The organism is Asticcacaulis sp. P2_B1 (genome assembly GCF_056404915.1).
In genome coordinates this window covers 37,105-52,224 of record NZ_JBFUDD010000013.1, presented here as the reverse complement: position 1 = coordinate 52,224, position 15,120 = coordinate 37,105, and the positions used below count along the sequence as shown (strand labels likewise).

12 protein-coding genes are annotated in these 15,120 nt (G+C 59.9%); 3 read left to right on the top strand and 9 right to left on the bottom strand.

Going from position 1 to position 15,120, the window contains the following annotated elements; genetic code table 11:
• Positions 1 to 30 precede the first annotated feature (30 nt).
• From AC1DX3_RS20090 to AC1DX3_RS20075, 4 genes are all read right to left on the bottom strand, one after another.
• Complete coding sequence (locus AC1DX3_RS20090; protein WP_476991120.1) at positions 31 to 2,070, bottom strand: TonB-dependent receptor; 2,040 nt, start codon at positions 2,068 to 2,070, stop codon at positions 31 to 33.
• 197 nt (positions 2,071 to 2,267) lie between these two features.
• On the bottom strand, positions 2,268 to 4,097 hold the full coding sequence (locus AC1DX3_RS20085) for a ribonucleoside-diphosphate reductase subunit alpha (protein ID WP_476991186.1): 1,830 nt from the start codon (positions 4,095 to 4,097) through the stop codon (positions 2,268 to 2,270).
• A 320-nt stretch (positions 4,098 to 4,417) separates the two neighbouring features.
• Positions 4,418 to 4,783: an aspartate 1-decarboxylase gene (gene panD, locus AC1DX3_RS20080; protein ID WP_476991119.1), complete on the bottom strand. Its 366-nt coding sequence runs from the start codon at positions 4,781 to 4,783 to the stop codon at positions 4,418 to 4,420.
• 38 nt (positions 4,784 to 4,821) lie between these two features.
• Positions 4,822 to 5,490, bottom strand: a complete 669-nt coding sequence (locus AC1DX3_RS20075; RefSeq protein ID WP_476991118.1) for a TetR/AcrR family transcriptional regulator — start codon at positions 5,488 to 5,490, stop codon at positions 4,822 to 4,824.
• A gap of 269 nt (positions 5,491 to 5,759) precedes the next feature.
• Between AC1DX3_RS20075 and AC1DX3_RS20070 the strand changes: the two genes are divergently transcribed.
• Positions 5,760 to 6,836 carry a glycosyltransferase family 4 protein gene (locus AC1DX3_RS20070; RefSeq protein WP_476991117.1) on the top strand — a complete coding sequence of 359 codons (1,077 nt, stop codon included), beginning with the start codon at positions 5,760 to 5,762 and terminating at the stop codon, positions 6,834 to 6,836.
• A 172-nt stretch (positions 6,837 to 7,008) separates the two neighbouring features.
• Here AC1DX3_RS20070 and phnE read toward each other — a convergent pair whose 3' ends face one another.
• The 4 genes from phnE to AC1DX3_RS20050 form a co-directional block, all read right to left on the bottom strand.
• Entirely contained in the window at positions 7,009 to 7,863 is an 855-nt protein-coding gene (gene phnE, locus AC1DX3_RS20065; RefSeq protein ID WP_476991116.1) for a phosphonate ABC transporter, permease protein PhnE, read from the bottom strand.
• A gap of 6 nt (positions 7,864 to 7,869) precedes the next feature.
• Complete coding sequence (phnD, locus tag AC1DX3_RS20060) at positions 7,870 to 8,913, bottom strand: phosphate/phosphite/phosphonate ABC transporter substrate-binding protein (protein ID WP_476991115.1); 1,044 nt, start codon at positions 8,911 to 8,913, stop codon at positions 7,870 to 7,872.
• The gene (gene phnC / locus AC1DX3_RS20055) at positions 8,910 to 9,728 is read right to left on the bottom strand and encodes a phosphonate ABC transporter ATP-binding protein (RefSeq protein WP_476991114.1); all 819 of its coding nucleotides are present in this window, start codon (positions 9,726 to 9,728) and stop codon (positions 8,910 to 8,912) included. Before phnC ends, phnD begins: the two co-directional genes overlap by 4 nt.
• Positions 9,729 to 10,053: 325 nt before the next feature.
• The gene (locus tag AC1DX3_RS20050) at positions 10,054 to 10,356 is read right to left on the bottom strand and encodes a hypothetical protein (RefSeq protein ID WP_476991113.1); all 303 of its coding nucleotides are present in this window, start codon (positions 10,354 to 10,356) and stop codon (positions 10,054 to 10,056) included.
• Between the two features lie 308 nt (positions 10,357 to 10,664).
• On the opposite strand from AC1DX3_RS20050, the gene AC1DX3_RS20045 reads away from it, so the two are divergent.
• Positions 10,665 to 11,156: a nuclear transport factor 2 family protein gene (locus AC1DX3_RS20045; protein ID WP_476991112.1), complete on the top strand. Its 492-nt coding sequence runs from the start codon at positions 10,665 to 10,667 to the stop codon at positions 11,154 to 11,156.
• A gap of 57 nt (positions 11,157 to 11,213) precedes the next feature.
• Positions 11,214 to 12,410: a hypothetical protein gene (locus AC1DX3_RS20040; RefSeq protein WP_476991111.1), complete on the top strand. Its 1,197-nt coding sequence runs from the start codon at positions 11,214 to 11,216 to the stop codon at positions 12,408 to 12,410.
• Positions 12,411 to 12,508: 98 nt separating this feature from the next.
• Here the strand turns inward: AC1DX3_RS20040 and AC1DX3_RS20035 are convergent, their stop codons facing one another.
• Positions 12,509 to 14,863, bottom strand: coding sequence for a glycoside hydrolase family 95 protein (locus tag AC1DX3_RS20035; RefSeq protein WP_476991110.1), 2,355 nt, complete (start codon positions 14,861 to 14,863; stop codon positions 12,509 to 12,511).
• Positions 14,864 to 15,120: the final 257 nt, after the last annotated feature.

Below are 15,120 nucleotides of genomic sequence, written 5' to 3'. Positions count from 1 at the left end.
GGTGTAGGGCCTGCGGCGCCACAACTTCCCTCACTGCCCGAACTTATACGACAGCGCCACCTTCACCGCCTGGCTGTTCGGCTTGCTGAAGCTGATATCGCGCAACACCCCCGTATCGATAACATTGCGCGTACCCGTGCTGTTCAGCAGATCGTCGGCGCTCAGCACGATCGACAAGTCCTTCGTCAAGGGATGCTGCCATGTCAGGTCGACCTGGTAGGAGCCCGAGAAATAGCCCTGATAGGTGGGCGTCCGGCTATACCACGACAGATGCAACTGGACCTGATCACCGGCATCCGTGTCGTATTCCAGCGTGCCGTTGGCCGAGCCGGTCACCTTCCCGCGTATCCGCTCCTCGACGCCATCGAGGAACGGCGCCTCCATATAATAAGCATTGCCGTTGAGGGTATATTTCAAATGTTTCCAAGTGAATATCTCCAGGGGGCCACGCAGGCTGAGCTCCAGCCCGCCTGAGCGGCTCTGGCCGAAATTGCCCAAGGACGTCAGCAGGACACCGTCCGATGTCCGCTGGCTATAGACGGAGATATTGTCGCTGGCCACCTTGTAATAGAGCGTCGCATCATAGCTGACGTCTTTGTCGTAATAGTCCCAGCTCGCCTCATACGAATCCGTGGTTACCGGCTTCAGATCCGGATTGCCGGCAAAGGCGGTGCGCGCATCGGCATATTTCAGGGAACCGTCATAGGCGTTGAGCCCAAGCCGATCGACACGCCGGCTATAGCTCAACTTGATCTTGGCCGCGTCGCTCAAGGTCCGGCTGAGATGCAACGACGGATACAGGAAAACGTCATCGATCGTCGTCTCGCCCGGCAAGGTGAGGTGTTGTTGCTCAATGCGCAGGCCCGGCAACAGGGTCCATTTGCCCACAGGCATCTGATAGGTGACGTAGGCCGACACCAGATCACGGGCGCCAGCAAACTCGGACCCGCTGATCGCATAGCCGGCAATAGCATAGTCTTGCACATCGCGGCTGACGCTGCGGACCAGGGATGCGCCGGCCGTGAGCAGGGTGTTGTTGTCGTAACTGCGCTCGTAATCGGCCTTGAGACTGTCGTCCGTGCCGCGGCTTCCGACACCGCGGCTATAAGGCGATATCATCGCCGCGGTGACGGCCAGGGGCGTGTCGACATAGTCGGTGACGCTGATACTGTCGTAAAACTGATGACCAAGGTCGACCGTGAAATGGCGACCGTGTTCTTCGCCGGTGAAATCGTAGATGGCATCTATATTGCCGTAACGATTGCTGAAGTCACTGCTAAAAGTCTCATCGAAGTCGCCGTCACCGCCATAACGAAACTCGGCCGTGCTGTCCGAGCCGCCTTCGTAGTCGCCATACTGGGCCTTGAGCGAGAGATTACCCTTGTCGCTCAGCTTGTAGCCGGCGCTCAGATTGGCTTGGTAATTGTCGGAACGCACGACGAAATGCGTTACTTGATCCTGCAAGGCGAACGGCGCCAGCAGATCGTCCCGGACCTCCTGATGGTCGTAGCGCGTGCCGTGACTGGGGTAATGACCGCCGCTCAAACCGGCGCCGAGGGTCCAGCGCCCGGTCGTCACATTGGCCGACAAGGCGACATTGCCGCGGCCCAGACTGTCGATATCGCCGTTGAGATTGCCCGAAAAGCCGACCTTGCGCCGCTTTTTGGTGACGATATTGATGATGCCGGCGGTGCCGTCCGGAGCATATTGCGCCGACGGATTGGTCAATATCTCGATATGATCGATGTCGGCCGCCGGTAACGACTTGATGACGTCATTGCCTTCGGGCGGTATCTTGCCATCGACCATGATGGTGACACCGAAATTGCCGCGCAAGGCGATCTTGTCATCTGCCGTTACGGTCACCGACGGCAGCTTGCCCAGCAGCTTGGCGGCGACACCGGTGTTGGCGTCGGGGTCGTCCTTCATGTCGTAGGAACGGCGGTCGATCTTGTCGACAACCGCCGGCTTGTCACCCTTGACGATGACCTGGGTTGGCTCCTCAGCCGTAGCATGGCCGGCGATGACGAGCCCGGAAAAAGCCAGCAGTACAGTGGTACGGATCGTCACAAAGGTTCCGGGGTTGTCGGTAAGAAGTTAAGTCGTGGGGTCGCGGACCCCACACCCCGTAAGTTATCCGGGCAGATCGTCTTATAATCACTAAAAAAGGAGCGCCCAAGGGGGTGCTCCTTTTTTAGTGATAAATAGAAGAATTTATCCTGAATGACTTATGGGTGCAGGGGCTGTGCCCCTGCGACTTTAACTTCCTACTGACAGGCCAGGCACTCTTCGTAATCGGTGCGCACCATGGTCGGCCGTTCGACTTCGACCGCGTTCTGGTCAACCGCCGCCGAGCCGGCGAAGGCCGCGCGCTGCACCGACTTCGAGCGCAGATAATAGAGCGACTTCAGGCCTTGTTCCCAAGCCGTCCAATGCAGCATGTGCAGGTCCCATTTGTCGACGTCGCCCGGCAGGAACAGGTTGAGCGATTGCGATTGGCAGATTTCCGGCGTGCGATCGGCCGCCAGTTCGACGACCCAGCGCTGGTCGATTTCGAAGGCCGTCTTGAAGACATCCTTTTCGTCCTGGGACAGCTCGTCGAGATGCTGGACCGAGCCTTCGTTCTCAACGATGGTGTTCCATACGTCGGTCGTGTTCAAGCCCTTGCCTTCCAGCAGGGCGACAAGATACGGGTTCTTGACGGCGAACGAACCCGACAGGGTTTTGTGCGTATAGATGTTGGCCGGGATGGGCTCGATGCCGGCCGAGGTGCCGCCGCAGATGATCGAGATCGAAGCCGTCGGCGCGATCGCCAGCTTGTGCGAGAAACGCTCCATGATGCCGCGTTCCTCGGCGTCCGGGCACGGTCCGCGCTCTTCGGCCAGCTTGACCGAGGCCTTGTCGGCTTCGCGGCGCAGGTGCTTGAACAGGCGCATGTTCCACGACTTGGCCATGGCCGATTCGAAGGCGACGCCCTGGCCTTGCAGGAAGGAGTGGAAGCCCATCAGGCCGAGGCCGACCGAGCGTTCGCACAGGGCGGAATAGACCGCGGCGTCCATCGAACCCGGCGCGCATTGGATGAAGTCTTCCAGAACGTTGTCGAGGAAGCGCATGATGTCTTCGATGAAGTTCGGCTCGTTGCGCCATTCCAGGAAGGTCTCGGCATTGACCGACGACAGGCAGCAGACAGCGGTGCGATCCTTGCCGCGATGGTCGGGACCGGTGTGCAGCATGATTTCCGAGCACAGGTTCGATTGACGCACCTTCAGGCCCAACTCGCGCTGGTGCTGCGGCATGGCGCGATTGACCGTATCGGAGAAGATCAGATAGGGCTCGCCGGTTTGCAGGCGGATTTCGAGGATCTTCTGCCACAGGGCGCGGGCGTCGACGAACTTGACGACTTCGTTGTTCTTCGGCGAACGCAGGCCGAACGGCACGCCGCTACGGACGGCTTCCATGAATTCGTCTGTGATGCCGATGCCGTGGTGCAGGTTGAGCGATTTGCGGTTGAAGTCGCCCGAAGCCTTGCGGATTTCGAGGAATTCTTCGATTTCCGGGTGGAAGACGTCGATATAGACGGCGGCCGAACCGCGGCGCAACGAACCCTGGCTGATGGCGAGGGTCAGCGAATCCATGACGCGGATGAAGGGGATGATGCCGGAAGTCTGGCCGGCGCCCTTGACCTTTTCACCGATGGAACGGACGCCGCCCCAATAGGTGCCAATGCCGCCGCCGTTCGAGGCCAGCGCGACGTTTTCGTTCCAGGTGGCGACGATGCCTTCGAGATTATCGGGCACGGCGTTGAGGAAGCAGGAGATCGGCAGGCCGCGCTTGGCGCCGCCATTAGACAGGACGGGCGTCGCCGGCATGAACCACAGGCGCGAAATATAGTCGTAGATGCGTTGGGCGTGATCTGAGTCGTCGGCATAGGTGGTGGCGACGCGGGCAAACATGTCCTGATAGGATTCACCGGGCATCAAATAGCGGTCGTCGAGCGTCGTCTTGCCGAAGTCGGTCAGCAGGCTGTCACGGCTGGGGTCGGTGACCACATGCTTGACCAGCTTGAATTCGGGCCGCTCCTTGGGGCGCACCACCATGTTCGGTTTGAAGGGATGGGGTGCCTCACGCTTGGCGGACGCTTCATTCAACGACATCGATACTAACCCTTACGTCTTGTAAAAAACGGCTCCGCCCCCGGAACCCGTTAAAAGGCGTTAACAACTACATGTAGTGTGTCACCGCCCTCCTCTGTCGATATATGGGGCTATAGTCGGGCGTTTCGTCAAGCGGCCAAGTCGGTGTTTTGGCGAACTTTTTTGTTAATGAGAGGTTAAATTTTCGCTTTTTCCAAGAGCCTCAAGGGCTTGCATCATCTTAACACAGATTAACTCTGATCACGATTTCTGTGAGCGAATCATCAGACCGTTTGCAGCGGTCCTTCTGACAGGTAGCGGTCAAGTCTGTTGTTGATGTCGACCAGCACGACACTGGGGATAATCGGGGCGTCGGTGAGCTCGAATCCCATGATGATGATCTGCTCGGCTTCGGTAATAAGATGCGCGGCGGCGCCGTTCATGGCGATGATTCCCGAATCACGCTCGCCCTTGATGACATAGGTCTCCAGCCGGGCGCCCGAGGTATTGGACACCACCAGCACGCGCTCGCCTTCCCACAGGCCGACAGCCTCCATCAAGGCTTCGTCGATGGTGATCGAGCCGATATAGGCGAGATTGGCCTGGGTGACATAGGCGTTGTGGATCTTGGAACGGAGAAGATGGCGCATGGGGGACTTTATAGTTTAAGGTTTGAACAGCGAAAACCCTATTCGTTCCACAGATCGGTGACGTCGCCCTTGCGGTTCAGCATATGGACGGCGCGTTTGATGACCGTCAGCACGTTTTCGACGCGCGCATCGTTTTCGTAGGTCAGGGCGGCGCGGTGCATACCGTCCAGGGCGAAACGCGCCAGATCGCGACTGGCCTGAAAGCGCGCGTCGTTGCCGGCCATGATAAAGCCCGGCGTGGCGCGCCCCATGGCGGCCTTGTCGAAGGCTTCCTGGGCTGGGCGAATGGATTTGGCAACACCGTCGTCCTGACGGGCAGCGCGCTCCAGGGCCAGAAAGGCCGAGAACGGCACCGAGCTCAATAGCCGCCAATAGGCCTCGATGGCGCCATCAAGCGCGTCCTGGTCGGGTTTCAGTTTCTTGGCCTCGGCTTCGAAGGCGACTTCGCGCGCCGAGTGGATGTGCCAGGCGGCGGCTTCGACCAGGTCTTCGCGGGTCGGGAAATGGTACAGCATGGCACCGCGCGTCAGGCCGCAGGCCTCGGCGATCGCGGCATTGCCGGCGCGGTCATAGCCCAGTTCAGCAAACAAACGCATGGCGGTCTCCAGGATCTGGATACGGGTGCGACGCGATTTAGGCGTGTCCTTGGCACCGGAGTCCTTCCCCGGATTATCCCGCACTTGCGATGGTTTTGGTCGATCATTCATAGTGACGCTTTCCTGAGGCTTACCCAATCCACTTTTTTATTGGAGCCCGAGTGATAGCCCAGCATTTAAAAATAAGGCATTTTACGCTTTACGCAAGCCTTAACCCCGACAAATGCCAATCGACTGCCGTTGTGATGGCCTTGTGTGCGGTGCAATAAAGTTATTTTGCGGCCCAGGGGCCTTGCCACCACGACGGCACACGCTTGTGCTTGCCAAGTCTCACTGAAATAGGCATGGAGTCTAGGCGAAATATCTAAAGGACACTCGATTTGCGTATCTTGCTGGCAACCGATGCGTGGGACCCCCAGGTCAACGGCGTAGTCACGACGTTGAAGCGGACGATCGAAGAGTGCGAAAAGCTCGGCCACGAGTTTCACATCATCGATTATAACCAGTTCAAATGCGTCTCCTGGCCCGACTATCCCGAGGTCAAGCTGGCGCTCGGCTGTTACGAAGAAGTGCGCGAAATCATCCAGGATTATGAGCCCGACGCCATTCACATCGCCACCGAAGGTTTTGTCGGCATGGCGGCGCGGCGGGTATGCCAGGAATGGAAGCTGCCCTTCACGACCAGCTACCACACCAAGTTCCCGGAATATGTCAGCGCCCGCCTACCCATTCCGTTGAGCGTCGGTTACGCGTTCATGCGTTGGTTCCACAAGCCGTCCGGCCGCGTCATGGTGGCGACGCCGACCCTGCAAAAGGATCTGGAAGCCCGCGGCTTCAAGAACATTTCGCCATGGACCCGCGGCGTCGACACCGTCACCTACCGGCCGGGCCTGGAGCCGATCAATAACGGGCTGGCGCGGCCGATCATGACCTATGTCGGCCGCATCGCCGTCGAAAAGAACCTCGAAGCCTTCCTCAAGCTCGACCTGCCCGGCACCAAGGTCATGGTCGGCGGTGGCCCGCAGGTCGAGGAGCTGAAGGCCAAATATCCCGACGCCGTGTTTACCGGTCCGCGCTTCGGCGAGGAGCTGGCGCGTTACTATTGCGACTCGGACGTCTTCGTTTTCCCGTCCCTGACCGACACATTCGGCCTGGTCATTACCGAAGCCATGGCCGCCGGCACGCCGGTCGCCGCCTTCCCGGCCCACGGTCCGATCGATATCATCCCGGGCTCGGGCGCCGGCGCGATCAATGAAGACCTGAAGGTGGCGATCCAGGAAGCGTTGAAGATCGACCGCAAGGCGGTGCGCGCCTATGCCGAGAAGTTCTCGTGGCCGGAATGCGCGGCGGAGTTTGTGCGGAACCTGGAACCGTATCCGGAACCGGCGAAGACGAAGCTGTGGAACCGGCTGCGGCATCTGACGCGACGCCGGCGCAAGCCGAAAGAGGCTGTGTAAGGAAAGTCGCAGGGGTCGCGGACCCCTGCACCCCTTAAGTTATCCGAGTTAGACCAACCTTTTATAGCCCTTGAATAGGGCCCCACTTCGAGGGCCCTATTCAAGGGCTAAAGAGACTGTTCTTATCCTGAATAAGTTATGGGGTGTGGGGGCTGTGCCCCCACGTCTTACCTTACAACAACCGCTTGCGGATCTGCTGCGACAAGAGATCGATCAAGGTCACCGCCACCACGATCACCACCGCGATCGCCGAAGTCTGGCGATAAGCAAAGCTGTTGAGATTATCGAACAGCAACTGACCGATACCACCCGCGCCGATCAACCCCAGCACCGTCGCCGAGCGCGCATTCGATTCAAAGCGATAGAGGGCGAACGACGTCCATAGCGCCGCGACCTGCGGCAGGATGCCCCAGACGATTTCATGCAGGCGATTGCCGCCGGTGGCGCGCACGCCTTCGACCGGCGCCGCTTCGATATTCTCCACCGCTTCCGAAAACAGCTTGGCCAGGGTGCCGGTATTGCTGACCGTCAGGGCGAGAACGCCGGCGAGTGGCCCGAGACCGACCGCCACCAGGAAGGCCGTGCCCAGAACGATATCCGGAAAAGCGCGCAGCAGTGCGATAAAGGTCCGCATCGGTTGCACCACCCAGGCCGGCGCGACATTGCGCGCGCACAGGAAGCTCAACGGCACAGCGAAGATGATCGACAGGCTCGTCGCCCAAAGCGCTATGGCGATCGTCTGCCACATGGCGGCGACATATTTCCCCATGTCGGCGTTCCAGAACGTATCCCAACTGGCATAGTCCCGGCCCGTGCCGAAATCCGGGCGCAGATAGTCGCTGAGATATTTCGCCGTATTGGCGGAATGGTCGGCCAGGCGCTGTATGTCAGGAATACCCGCACTGTGAAAACTGCTGGCCAGAAAGGCGACCAGGAACAGCAGCAGCAGCCAGTTGAACAGACGCGTCATCGGGCTGTCCGTCGGCGGCGTCAGGTTCACTGTCTTTTCGGCTTTGTCCGTCATCATCCAGCCTTATTGCGACGCCGGCGCATCCGCCGGAGCCTGGGGCGCGGTCTTGGCATTCACCTTGGCCAACGCCGCGGAGGCCGAATCGAATTCCGTCTGGGCCGCGGCGGCGGCGTCCTTGTCACCCTTTTTCTGGGCTTCGTCCAGATTGACCTCAGCCTCCATCACGCGCTCCGGCAGGAGGTAGGTGGCGTCGGCGGGTTGCACCGCGCCCCACTCGAAGGCGGCCAGATTGGCGCGTTGACGATCGGCCTCGGCACCGGTGCCGACACCGTAGGACAGGAAGAAGGAGCGGATCTTTTCCTTGGTGGCCGGATCGAGGTCGGCGCGATAGACCAGGACACCCTTGCGCATCGGCGGCGACCGCCAGAGGATTTTCAGTTGCGCGACCTTGGCCTTGCCTTCGGGTGTCCGGTTCAGATCGTCGATGGCGTCGGAATTGTTGGTGGCCGCATCGACGACCCCGGCCAGCACGCCTTCGATATTGGCGCCGTGATTGGCCGGCTTGACACTACGGAAACAATTGTCGGTATCGACCTTGTTCGGAATGAACAAATAGGCCTTCGGCGCAATCGTCCCCGAGGTCGATTTGACATCCCCCATGCCGAAATTGAGCTTGTGATTGCACTTCAGGACGTCGTCGAGCGTGACCTTGGAATCTTTGCGGGCGATGATCAGGCTGTAATAGGTGTCGGTGCCGTCGGGATTGGTGTTAGAGGCGAAAACCTCGGCGCCGGCGCGATTGACAGCCTCGTTACCCGATGAGGTGGAAAAGAACCCCGCCTCGCTCTGCTTGAATCGCATGGCTTCGATCAGCGACGTATAGGACGAGGAGTAGAAGGGCTTTACCTTCAGGCCCGTCTGCTTTTCCATATCGACGAAGATCGGTTGCCAGGTCTTGTCCAGGTCCTGCGACTTCTGGACCGACAGGACGGAGAAACTGATTTCGGCCGGGGCGCCGGTGGCGGCGGGCTTCTTGTCGCACGACGCCAAGCCCAAGGCCGTGACACCGAACGCCAACGCGGCAACGGTTTTGAAGATGGACGTCATGCAGGCTCTCCCCAATAGGCGTCCTCGATTTCGGCGCCGTAAATGTCGCGTAATGTCTCGTCGCTGAGTTTGTCCGACGGACCGTCATAAACGATCTTGCCGTCTTTCAGCGCGAGAATCCGGTCGCAATAGGTCTTGGCATAGTCGACCTGGTGCAGGGTGACGATGACACCGACCTTGTCGCGTTCGTTCAAATCGACCAGCAATTTCATGACCTTGCGCGCTGTCACTGGATCGAGCGAAGCGACGGGTTCGTCGGCCAGGACGATCTGGGCATCCTGGACGATGGCGCGGGCGATGGCGCCGCGCTGCTGCTGGCCGCCGGATAGGGTGTTGGCACGCTGGCCGGCCATGGCGGCGACCCCGACATGGTCGAGCGCGCGCATGACCTTTTGCTTTTCCTGGGCGCTCCACAGGCCCAGCAGGCCGCGCAGGGCCGAAATCTTGCCGAGGAAACCCAGGGCGACATTGCTGAACAGGCTGAGGCGGCCGACCAGATTGAACTGCTGGGCGATCATGCCCATGGTCGAACGGATGGAGCGGACATCGCCCGACAGGCGGCCGTTTTGCTGGACGTTACGGCCCATGACAGTGACCGTCCCCGTACCTTTGTCGATGGTATGGAGGCCGGAAATGGAGCGCAAAAGCGTCGATTTCCCCGATCCCGACGGGCCGATCAGCGCGACGCGCTCTGCCTTGTCCATGGTGAAGGAGACGTTATCGAGGGCCTTGTGAATCACCGTGCCGCCCGCGGCCGCTGATTTGCGGGTAAAGGTTTTGCTGATCGATTTCACTTCGACAAGTGGAGCCTGCATACCCTACCCTTAGCCGTATTCCACAAAACGCGCACAAAATAYCCGCCCCGAAGATATGGATAGGGGCGGACTCTAAACCGGTAATGACTCTTATTAACGATTTGATGACAGGGCAATGGGGGAATAGGCCGCAAGCGATAAATTTATGCCGTGCGGCAGGACACCGGTGCCAGGACGACGACCAGACCGGTACGAGCTCGATTTCAGGCCCGATCTGCCGCGGTCGATGACGCACGCCTGGCGCGAAACGTCCGCTATAACGAGCGGCCCAGGGGCATTTCGTTCTGTTTGATCGGATGTCTGCCGTTGGTCTTAATCGAGGGCCTTAATCGACGAAAACCACATATTCTTCCGTGACATAATTGCGCACATCCTTCATGGCCACTTTGCGCAGACCTTCCAGAGCCAGGTAGTCCGGATCGATGAGCATGGCGGCATAGCCTTCGTTGTCGGCAAAGCGGGTCACATGGATTTCGATCGGGTCGTCGGGCTCAGCGTGCAATACACGGGCCGATGACACGCGCTCGGCGCCGTATTTCACCAATAGCGGCCGCACACGCTCGCGATATTCCGTCATCTCCGAACTATTAGCCGCTCCCTTGTAAGACAAGCTCACAATCTGGATCACTTCGCCTCTCCTTTATTATAGTATATATCTCCAATTTAGACTGTCATGGCCGGGAAGAAGTGGTCGCCCAACAGGGGCAGTATAGATTATCGAATATGAAGAAACATTTTAACCTCGGCATCAGGAGGGCGGAAAGCCAGTAGCCGTTCTTTCGCACGCTCGTGCACGCCGGATTGTCAGCCAAGAGCAAACAGTGTGTCGCTTTAACCGCCACTTTTCGCAGTGAGACAAGCAGTATCATATGCGCCCCCAACACGGACCAGCCGGATCGCGGGCGCGGGCGCATAACCAACGAAAGGGTGACCGACATGCTGAAATTGAAACCTATGCTTTTGGCTCTTGTCGCCGCCTCGACCCTTACCGGCGCGGCGTCCAATGGATCCGCCAAAACCAGCCACAGGGCCATGGTGTCCGAATATAAATTAACGCAGACGAACAAGGCGCTCGTCACCCAGGCCTATCAGCAATTGTTCGGCGATCACGATCTTACGGCGCTCGATCGTTATTGGGCGGAAAATTACATCCAGCACAATCCCACAATGACCGACGGGCGCGACGCCGTTAAGCAGATGCTGGAAAAGATGGGCATCGCCAATTGGCCGAAACAGACGGTCGATTTCAAGCGGGTGATCGCCGAGGGCGACCTTGTCATGCTCCAGGTCGTCCAGCCCAGGATAGGCAACATGCCCGAAACGGTTATCGTCGATATATTCCGCGTCGAAAACGGTAAAATTGCCGAGCATTGGGACGTGATCCAAGCCGTTCCCGCCGACGCGACAAATGCGCGGCCGATGTATTAGGCAAGGGCGCTTTTTTTGGCGTTTGTGATCGCGGCTGATTGTGCCATGAGTGAGATCATGAACACATGGCATAAACATATCGCGCCGCTGCTGGCCGTGGGGTGTCTGGTGGTTACGCCCCAGGCCCACGCCGCCGAGTCCGAAGCGCCACCACCGGCTTGGCAAGGCATATGGCATGGCACGATTGGCAAGGCGGAGGTGCAGGCCTGCCTTCAGCACGAAGGCTACGACGATTTCGGCGCCTATTATTATATGCGCCACCTGGCTATCATCAGCCTGGACACCGTCGTCTCCGATGCCCCGGGGGATGCTCTTCCGGTGTGGACGGAGTCGCCGAATTCCGCTCAACCGGAAAAAAGCGACCTGTGGCACATCACCTCGGTGACAACCGATCATATGCGGGGTCTATGGACCGGCGGCGGCAAGACCTTGCCGATCGACCTGACGCGCGTCGCAACGACCGCAACCGATAGCGAAAACGGTCCTTGCGGCAGCCAGGCCTTCAGTTTGCCCCGCTTCACCAAGCCGGTCATTACGACCGAGCCCGCCGCGCTGAACGGCGTCGCCTATACCCACATCATCGCCAACCCGGGACAGCAGTTCAGCGATTCCGCCATCGAGACGTTTCAATTACAGGGCTCGACGCCGGCCATCCAGCACGTCAATGCCGAGCTTTACAAAACCATCCCGACGGGCCCGGACGACGCCGAGTATTTTCAATGTTCCATGGCGGCGCTCGGCCAAAACGGCTGGGACGGCGATTCGTCGTCGACCCGGAGGCCCCTTGTTATCTCGAAAAGCTGGCTGGTCGTGCAGGAAGACGGATCGTGGAACTGTGGTGGCGCCCATCCCGACGCCGCCACCACTTATCAGACCTGGGATTTAGGCACGGGCACCACAGTCAATCTTTACGACTGGTTCAATGCGCAGGCCCTGGAACAAACGGTCCATGACGCGGGTACGGCTGATGCCTACACCACCGTAACCCTCACCGCGCCGTTCAAAAAGATGATCGACGATGCCTATCCCAATTATGACGATGACGCCGATTGCAAGGAAGCCCGACAGGACGCCGACGCGTGGAACGTCCATCTGACCAGCACGGGCGTCGACTTCACGCCCGACCTGCCGCATGTCGCGCAGGCGTGCATCGACGACGCCATATTGCCGTTTGCGAGCCTCGAACCCTATCTCAGTCCGGCAGGAAAAGCCGGCGTCGCGTCGTTTACCGCCGAGGTCCTTAGCTCGCGCTAGGGCGCAATCCAAAAAGTGTGACGTACTTTTTGGATTAAAATGCGCGTAAAACAAAAATTTAGAGCGGCCGTTCTGATTCAATAAGAACGCAAACCGCTCTAAATGCGATAGGTCTCACCGCTTTGCAGGCGTATCGGTCCGTTCAGGGGAAGGCGCTTACCCGAAGACACCAGTTCGCCCAAGGTTTGCCCCGGCGGAGGGACGATTTCAAACGTCACGTCCTTCTCGGGACGAAGCACCAGCGATCGCACCTTACCGTCTCGCCACGACATATCGACGCTCAACCCACCGCATGCCCGAAGACCTGTGACCGAACCGGTGGCGAGGGCCTGCGGCAAGGCTGGCAGCAGGCGCAGGCAGCCGTCATGGCTTTGCAGCAGCATCTCGACGATGGCCGCCGTGGCGCCCAGATTGCCGTCGATCTGGAATATCGCCCCGTCGCCCCACGGATGGGTATCGAACAGGTTGGGCTGGGTGGATTCGTTGAGAAGCTTGGTGAGCATGGCATGAGCCTCTTCGCCGTCGCCGAGACGCGCCCGATACATGGTCAGCCACGCCGCGCTCCAGCCGGTCTGCCCGCCGCCGTGACGCAGGCGCTCGGTCAGGGTCTTGCGCGCTGCATCCGCCAGTTCGGGGGTACGCCGGGGATCGATCTCGATACCCGGATAGAGTCCGAACAGGTGGGAGACGTGGCGGTGGCCGGGCTCCTGTTCGGGCAAGGGCTCGCTCCACTCCAGGATTCGTCCGTCGGGCCCGATCTGAAGCCGTTGCAGGTGGTCGATGGCATCCTCACAGCGCGCCATCAGGTCCGCCTCGGCGCCAAGGACCCTTGCGGCATCCGCGGTGTGACGCAAGACGGTATAGGCCATGGATTGCGCCATGCCCCCGCCCATGTCGACATAGCCGCCGGTGCCGTCGCTCATCACGTATGTGTTTTCCGGAGAACAGGCGGGACCAAAGACCAGCTTGCCGGTTTTGGGATGCTCGGCCAGATAGTCGAGGGTAAATTCGGCGCATGAGGCGAGGAAGGGCAAGGCTCGGTCACGCAGGAACACGGCGTCGCCGGTATAAAGATAATGCTGCCAGAAATGCAGGGATAACCAGGCCAGGCCTTCCGGCCACAGGCCATATTGCAGGTTACCATCGGCGATCGTGTGGCCCCAGGGATTGCTGGTGTAATGGGCCACCGCGCCGGCGGCGCCGTACGCGATGCGAGCGGTCTCTTCGCCATACGGTTTGAGCCGTTCGGCATAGTCGAAAAGGCTGGCGTGAAGCGCGCCGAGCCCGCAGACCTCGGCGGGCCAGAAGTTCATCTGGATATTGATATTGATATGGTAGTCGGCGCTCCACGGCGGGGCAAAGCCGTCGGCCCACAGGCCCTGGAGGTTGGGGGGCAGCGAACCCAGCCGCGTCGACGAAATCAGGAGATAGCGCCCGAAATGAAAATAGCGTTCGAGGAGCGCCGGCGACACAATCCGGTCGGGCGCCTTGTCGGCAATGGCCGGAAGGGGCGGCGAAGCGAAGCTCAGATCGACAGTATTGAACAGGGCGGCAAAATCGGTGCGGTGGGCGGCGACAAGGGCCGGCCAGGGCTTTGTTCCGACGGCCTTATGGGCCTGCAAGGACTGTCCTACCGGCTCGGGCTGGATCAGGTCCGTGGCCGCGGTCAGCCTGACGATCGCCGATTTCGCCCCGAGGACGCGGAAGCCATCGGCTAACGGTTCAACCGCGCCGCCCTCCGCCGTGCAAGACAGGTGAGCGGCAAATTCGACGCCATAGGGCTCGGGCTTGCCCCTCAGTTGAACGACATCCCCGTCCCGCGCGACCTGGGCATCCTGGCCGCGCGAGATTTTGACCGTAAAGTTCAAGCCTTCCTTGGCCGTCGTTTCAAGCCGCACCAAGAGAGCCTTGTCCGGGAACGAGGCCAGCAGGGTTCGCGTGTATTGCGCGGCGCCTATGCGATAGCGCACGCGGACTTCAGCGTTTTGCAGGTCGAGCTCACGCAGATAGCCGGATACCTCGGCCGCATGATCGAAGGCGAACATGAGATCGCCGAGCATCTGATAACTGCCGAAGTCCTCGGCCGTCATCGGCGTCATCATGTCCGCCTGCGCCAGCCGGTTCGCTTCCGGGCGATTGCCCTCGAACAGCAATTGCCGCACCTTGGGCAAGGCCGTGCGGGCCGTCGGCGAATTGTGGTCCTTCGTACGGCCCGACCACAGTTCGATATGGTTCAGTTGCAAGCGGTCGGTCGTGACGCCTCCGCAGACCATGGCGCCGAGGCGGCCATTTCCGACCGGCAAGGCATCTATCCAGCGGGCGGCCGGCATATCGAAAGCCAGCGTCTTCGTTGCCGCCTTGCCCGCCGCCGCGGCCGATCGCGCGGCCAGGGTCGGCAGGAGGCTGAGGCCAAGAATGCCGCCGAGCGATTGGCGTCGGGTGAAAGTCGTCACGGTGTTCCCTCCGGTCTTACCAGGCTGATTTGGCGACAGTCACACATGCCCTTGCCTCGTACAGGAAATCGCCTTCGGCGAAATTAATTGTACGATAATTGGATTAGGCCGACCTGGCAAGGCATGATGCGGCAAGCAGCCTCTTGGCGATCAACACCGATCACTATGACTTGGTGAAAACTGGCATGACCTGTCTCATGTCGTCACGCTTCAACGCCCGGCTAATAATCCCGGCTGCGCGGCGGTCTCGGCTGGTT

What these genes read in the sequence shown, in the direction of transcription:
- AC1DX3_RS20085 (WP_476991186.1), bottom strand. Translation starts at nt 4,097, where the DNA reads ATGGTGGTGCGCCCCAAGGAGCGGCCCGAATTCAAGCTGGTCAAGCAT.
- panD (WP_476991119.1), bottom strand. Translation starts at nt 4,783, where the DNA reads ATGCGCCATCTTCTCCGTTCCAAGATCCACAACGCCTATGTCACCCAG.
- AC1DX3_RS20075 (WP_476991118.1), bottom strand. Translation starts at nt 5,490, where the DNA reads ATGAATGATCGACCAAAACCATCGCAAGTGCGGGATAATCCGGGGAAG.
- phnE (WP_476991116.1), bottom strand. Translation starts at nt 7,863, where the DNA reads ATGATGACGGACAAAGCCGAAAAGACAGTGAACCTGACGCCGCCGACG.
- phnD (WP_476991115.1), bottom strand. Translation starts at nt 8,913, where the DNA reads ATGACGTCCATCTTCAAAACCGTTGCCGCGTTGGCGTTCGGTGTCACG.
- phnC (WP_476991114.1), bottom strand. Translation starts at nt 9,728, where the DNA reads ATGCAGGCTCCACTTGTCGAAGTGAAATCGATCAGCAAAACCTTTACC.
- AC1DX3_RS20045 (WP_476991112.1), top strand. Translation starts at nt 10,665, where the DNA reads ATGCTGAAATTGAAACCTATGCTTTTGGCTCTTGTCGCCGCCTCGACC.
- AC1DX3_RS20040 (WP_476991111.1), top strand. Translation starts at nt 11,214, where the DNA reads ATGAACACATGGCATAAACATATCGCGCCGCTGCTGGCCGTGGGGTGT.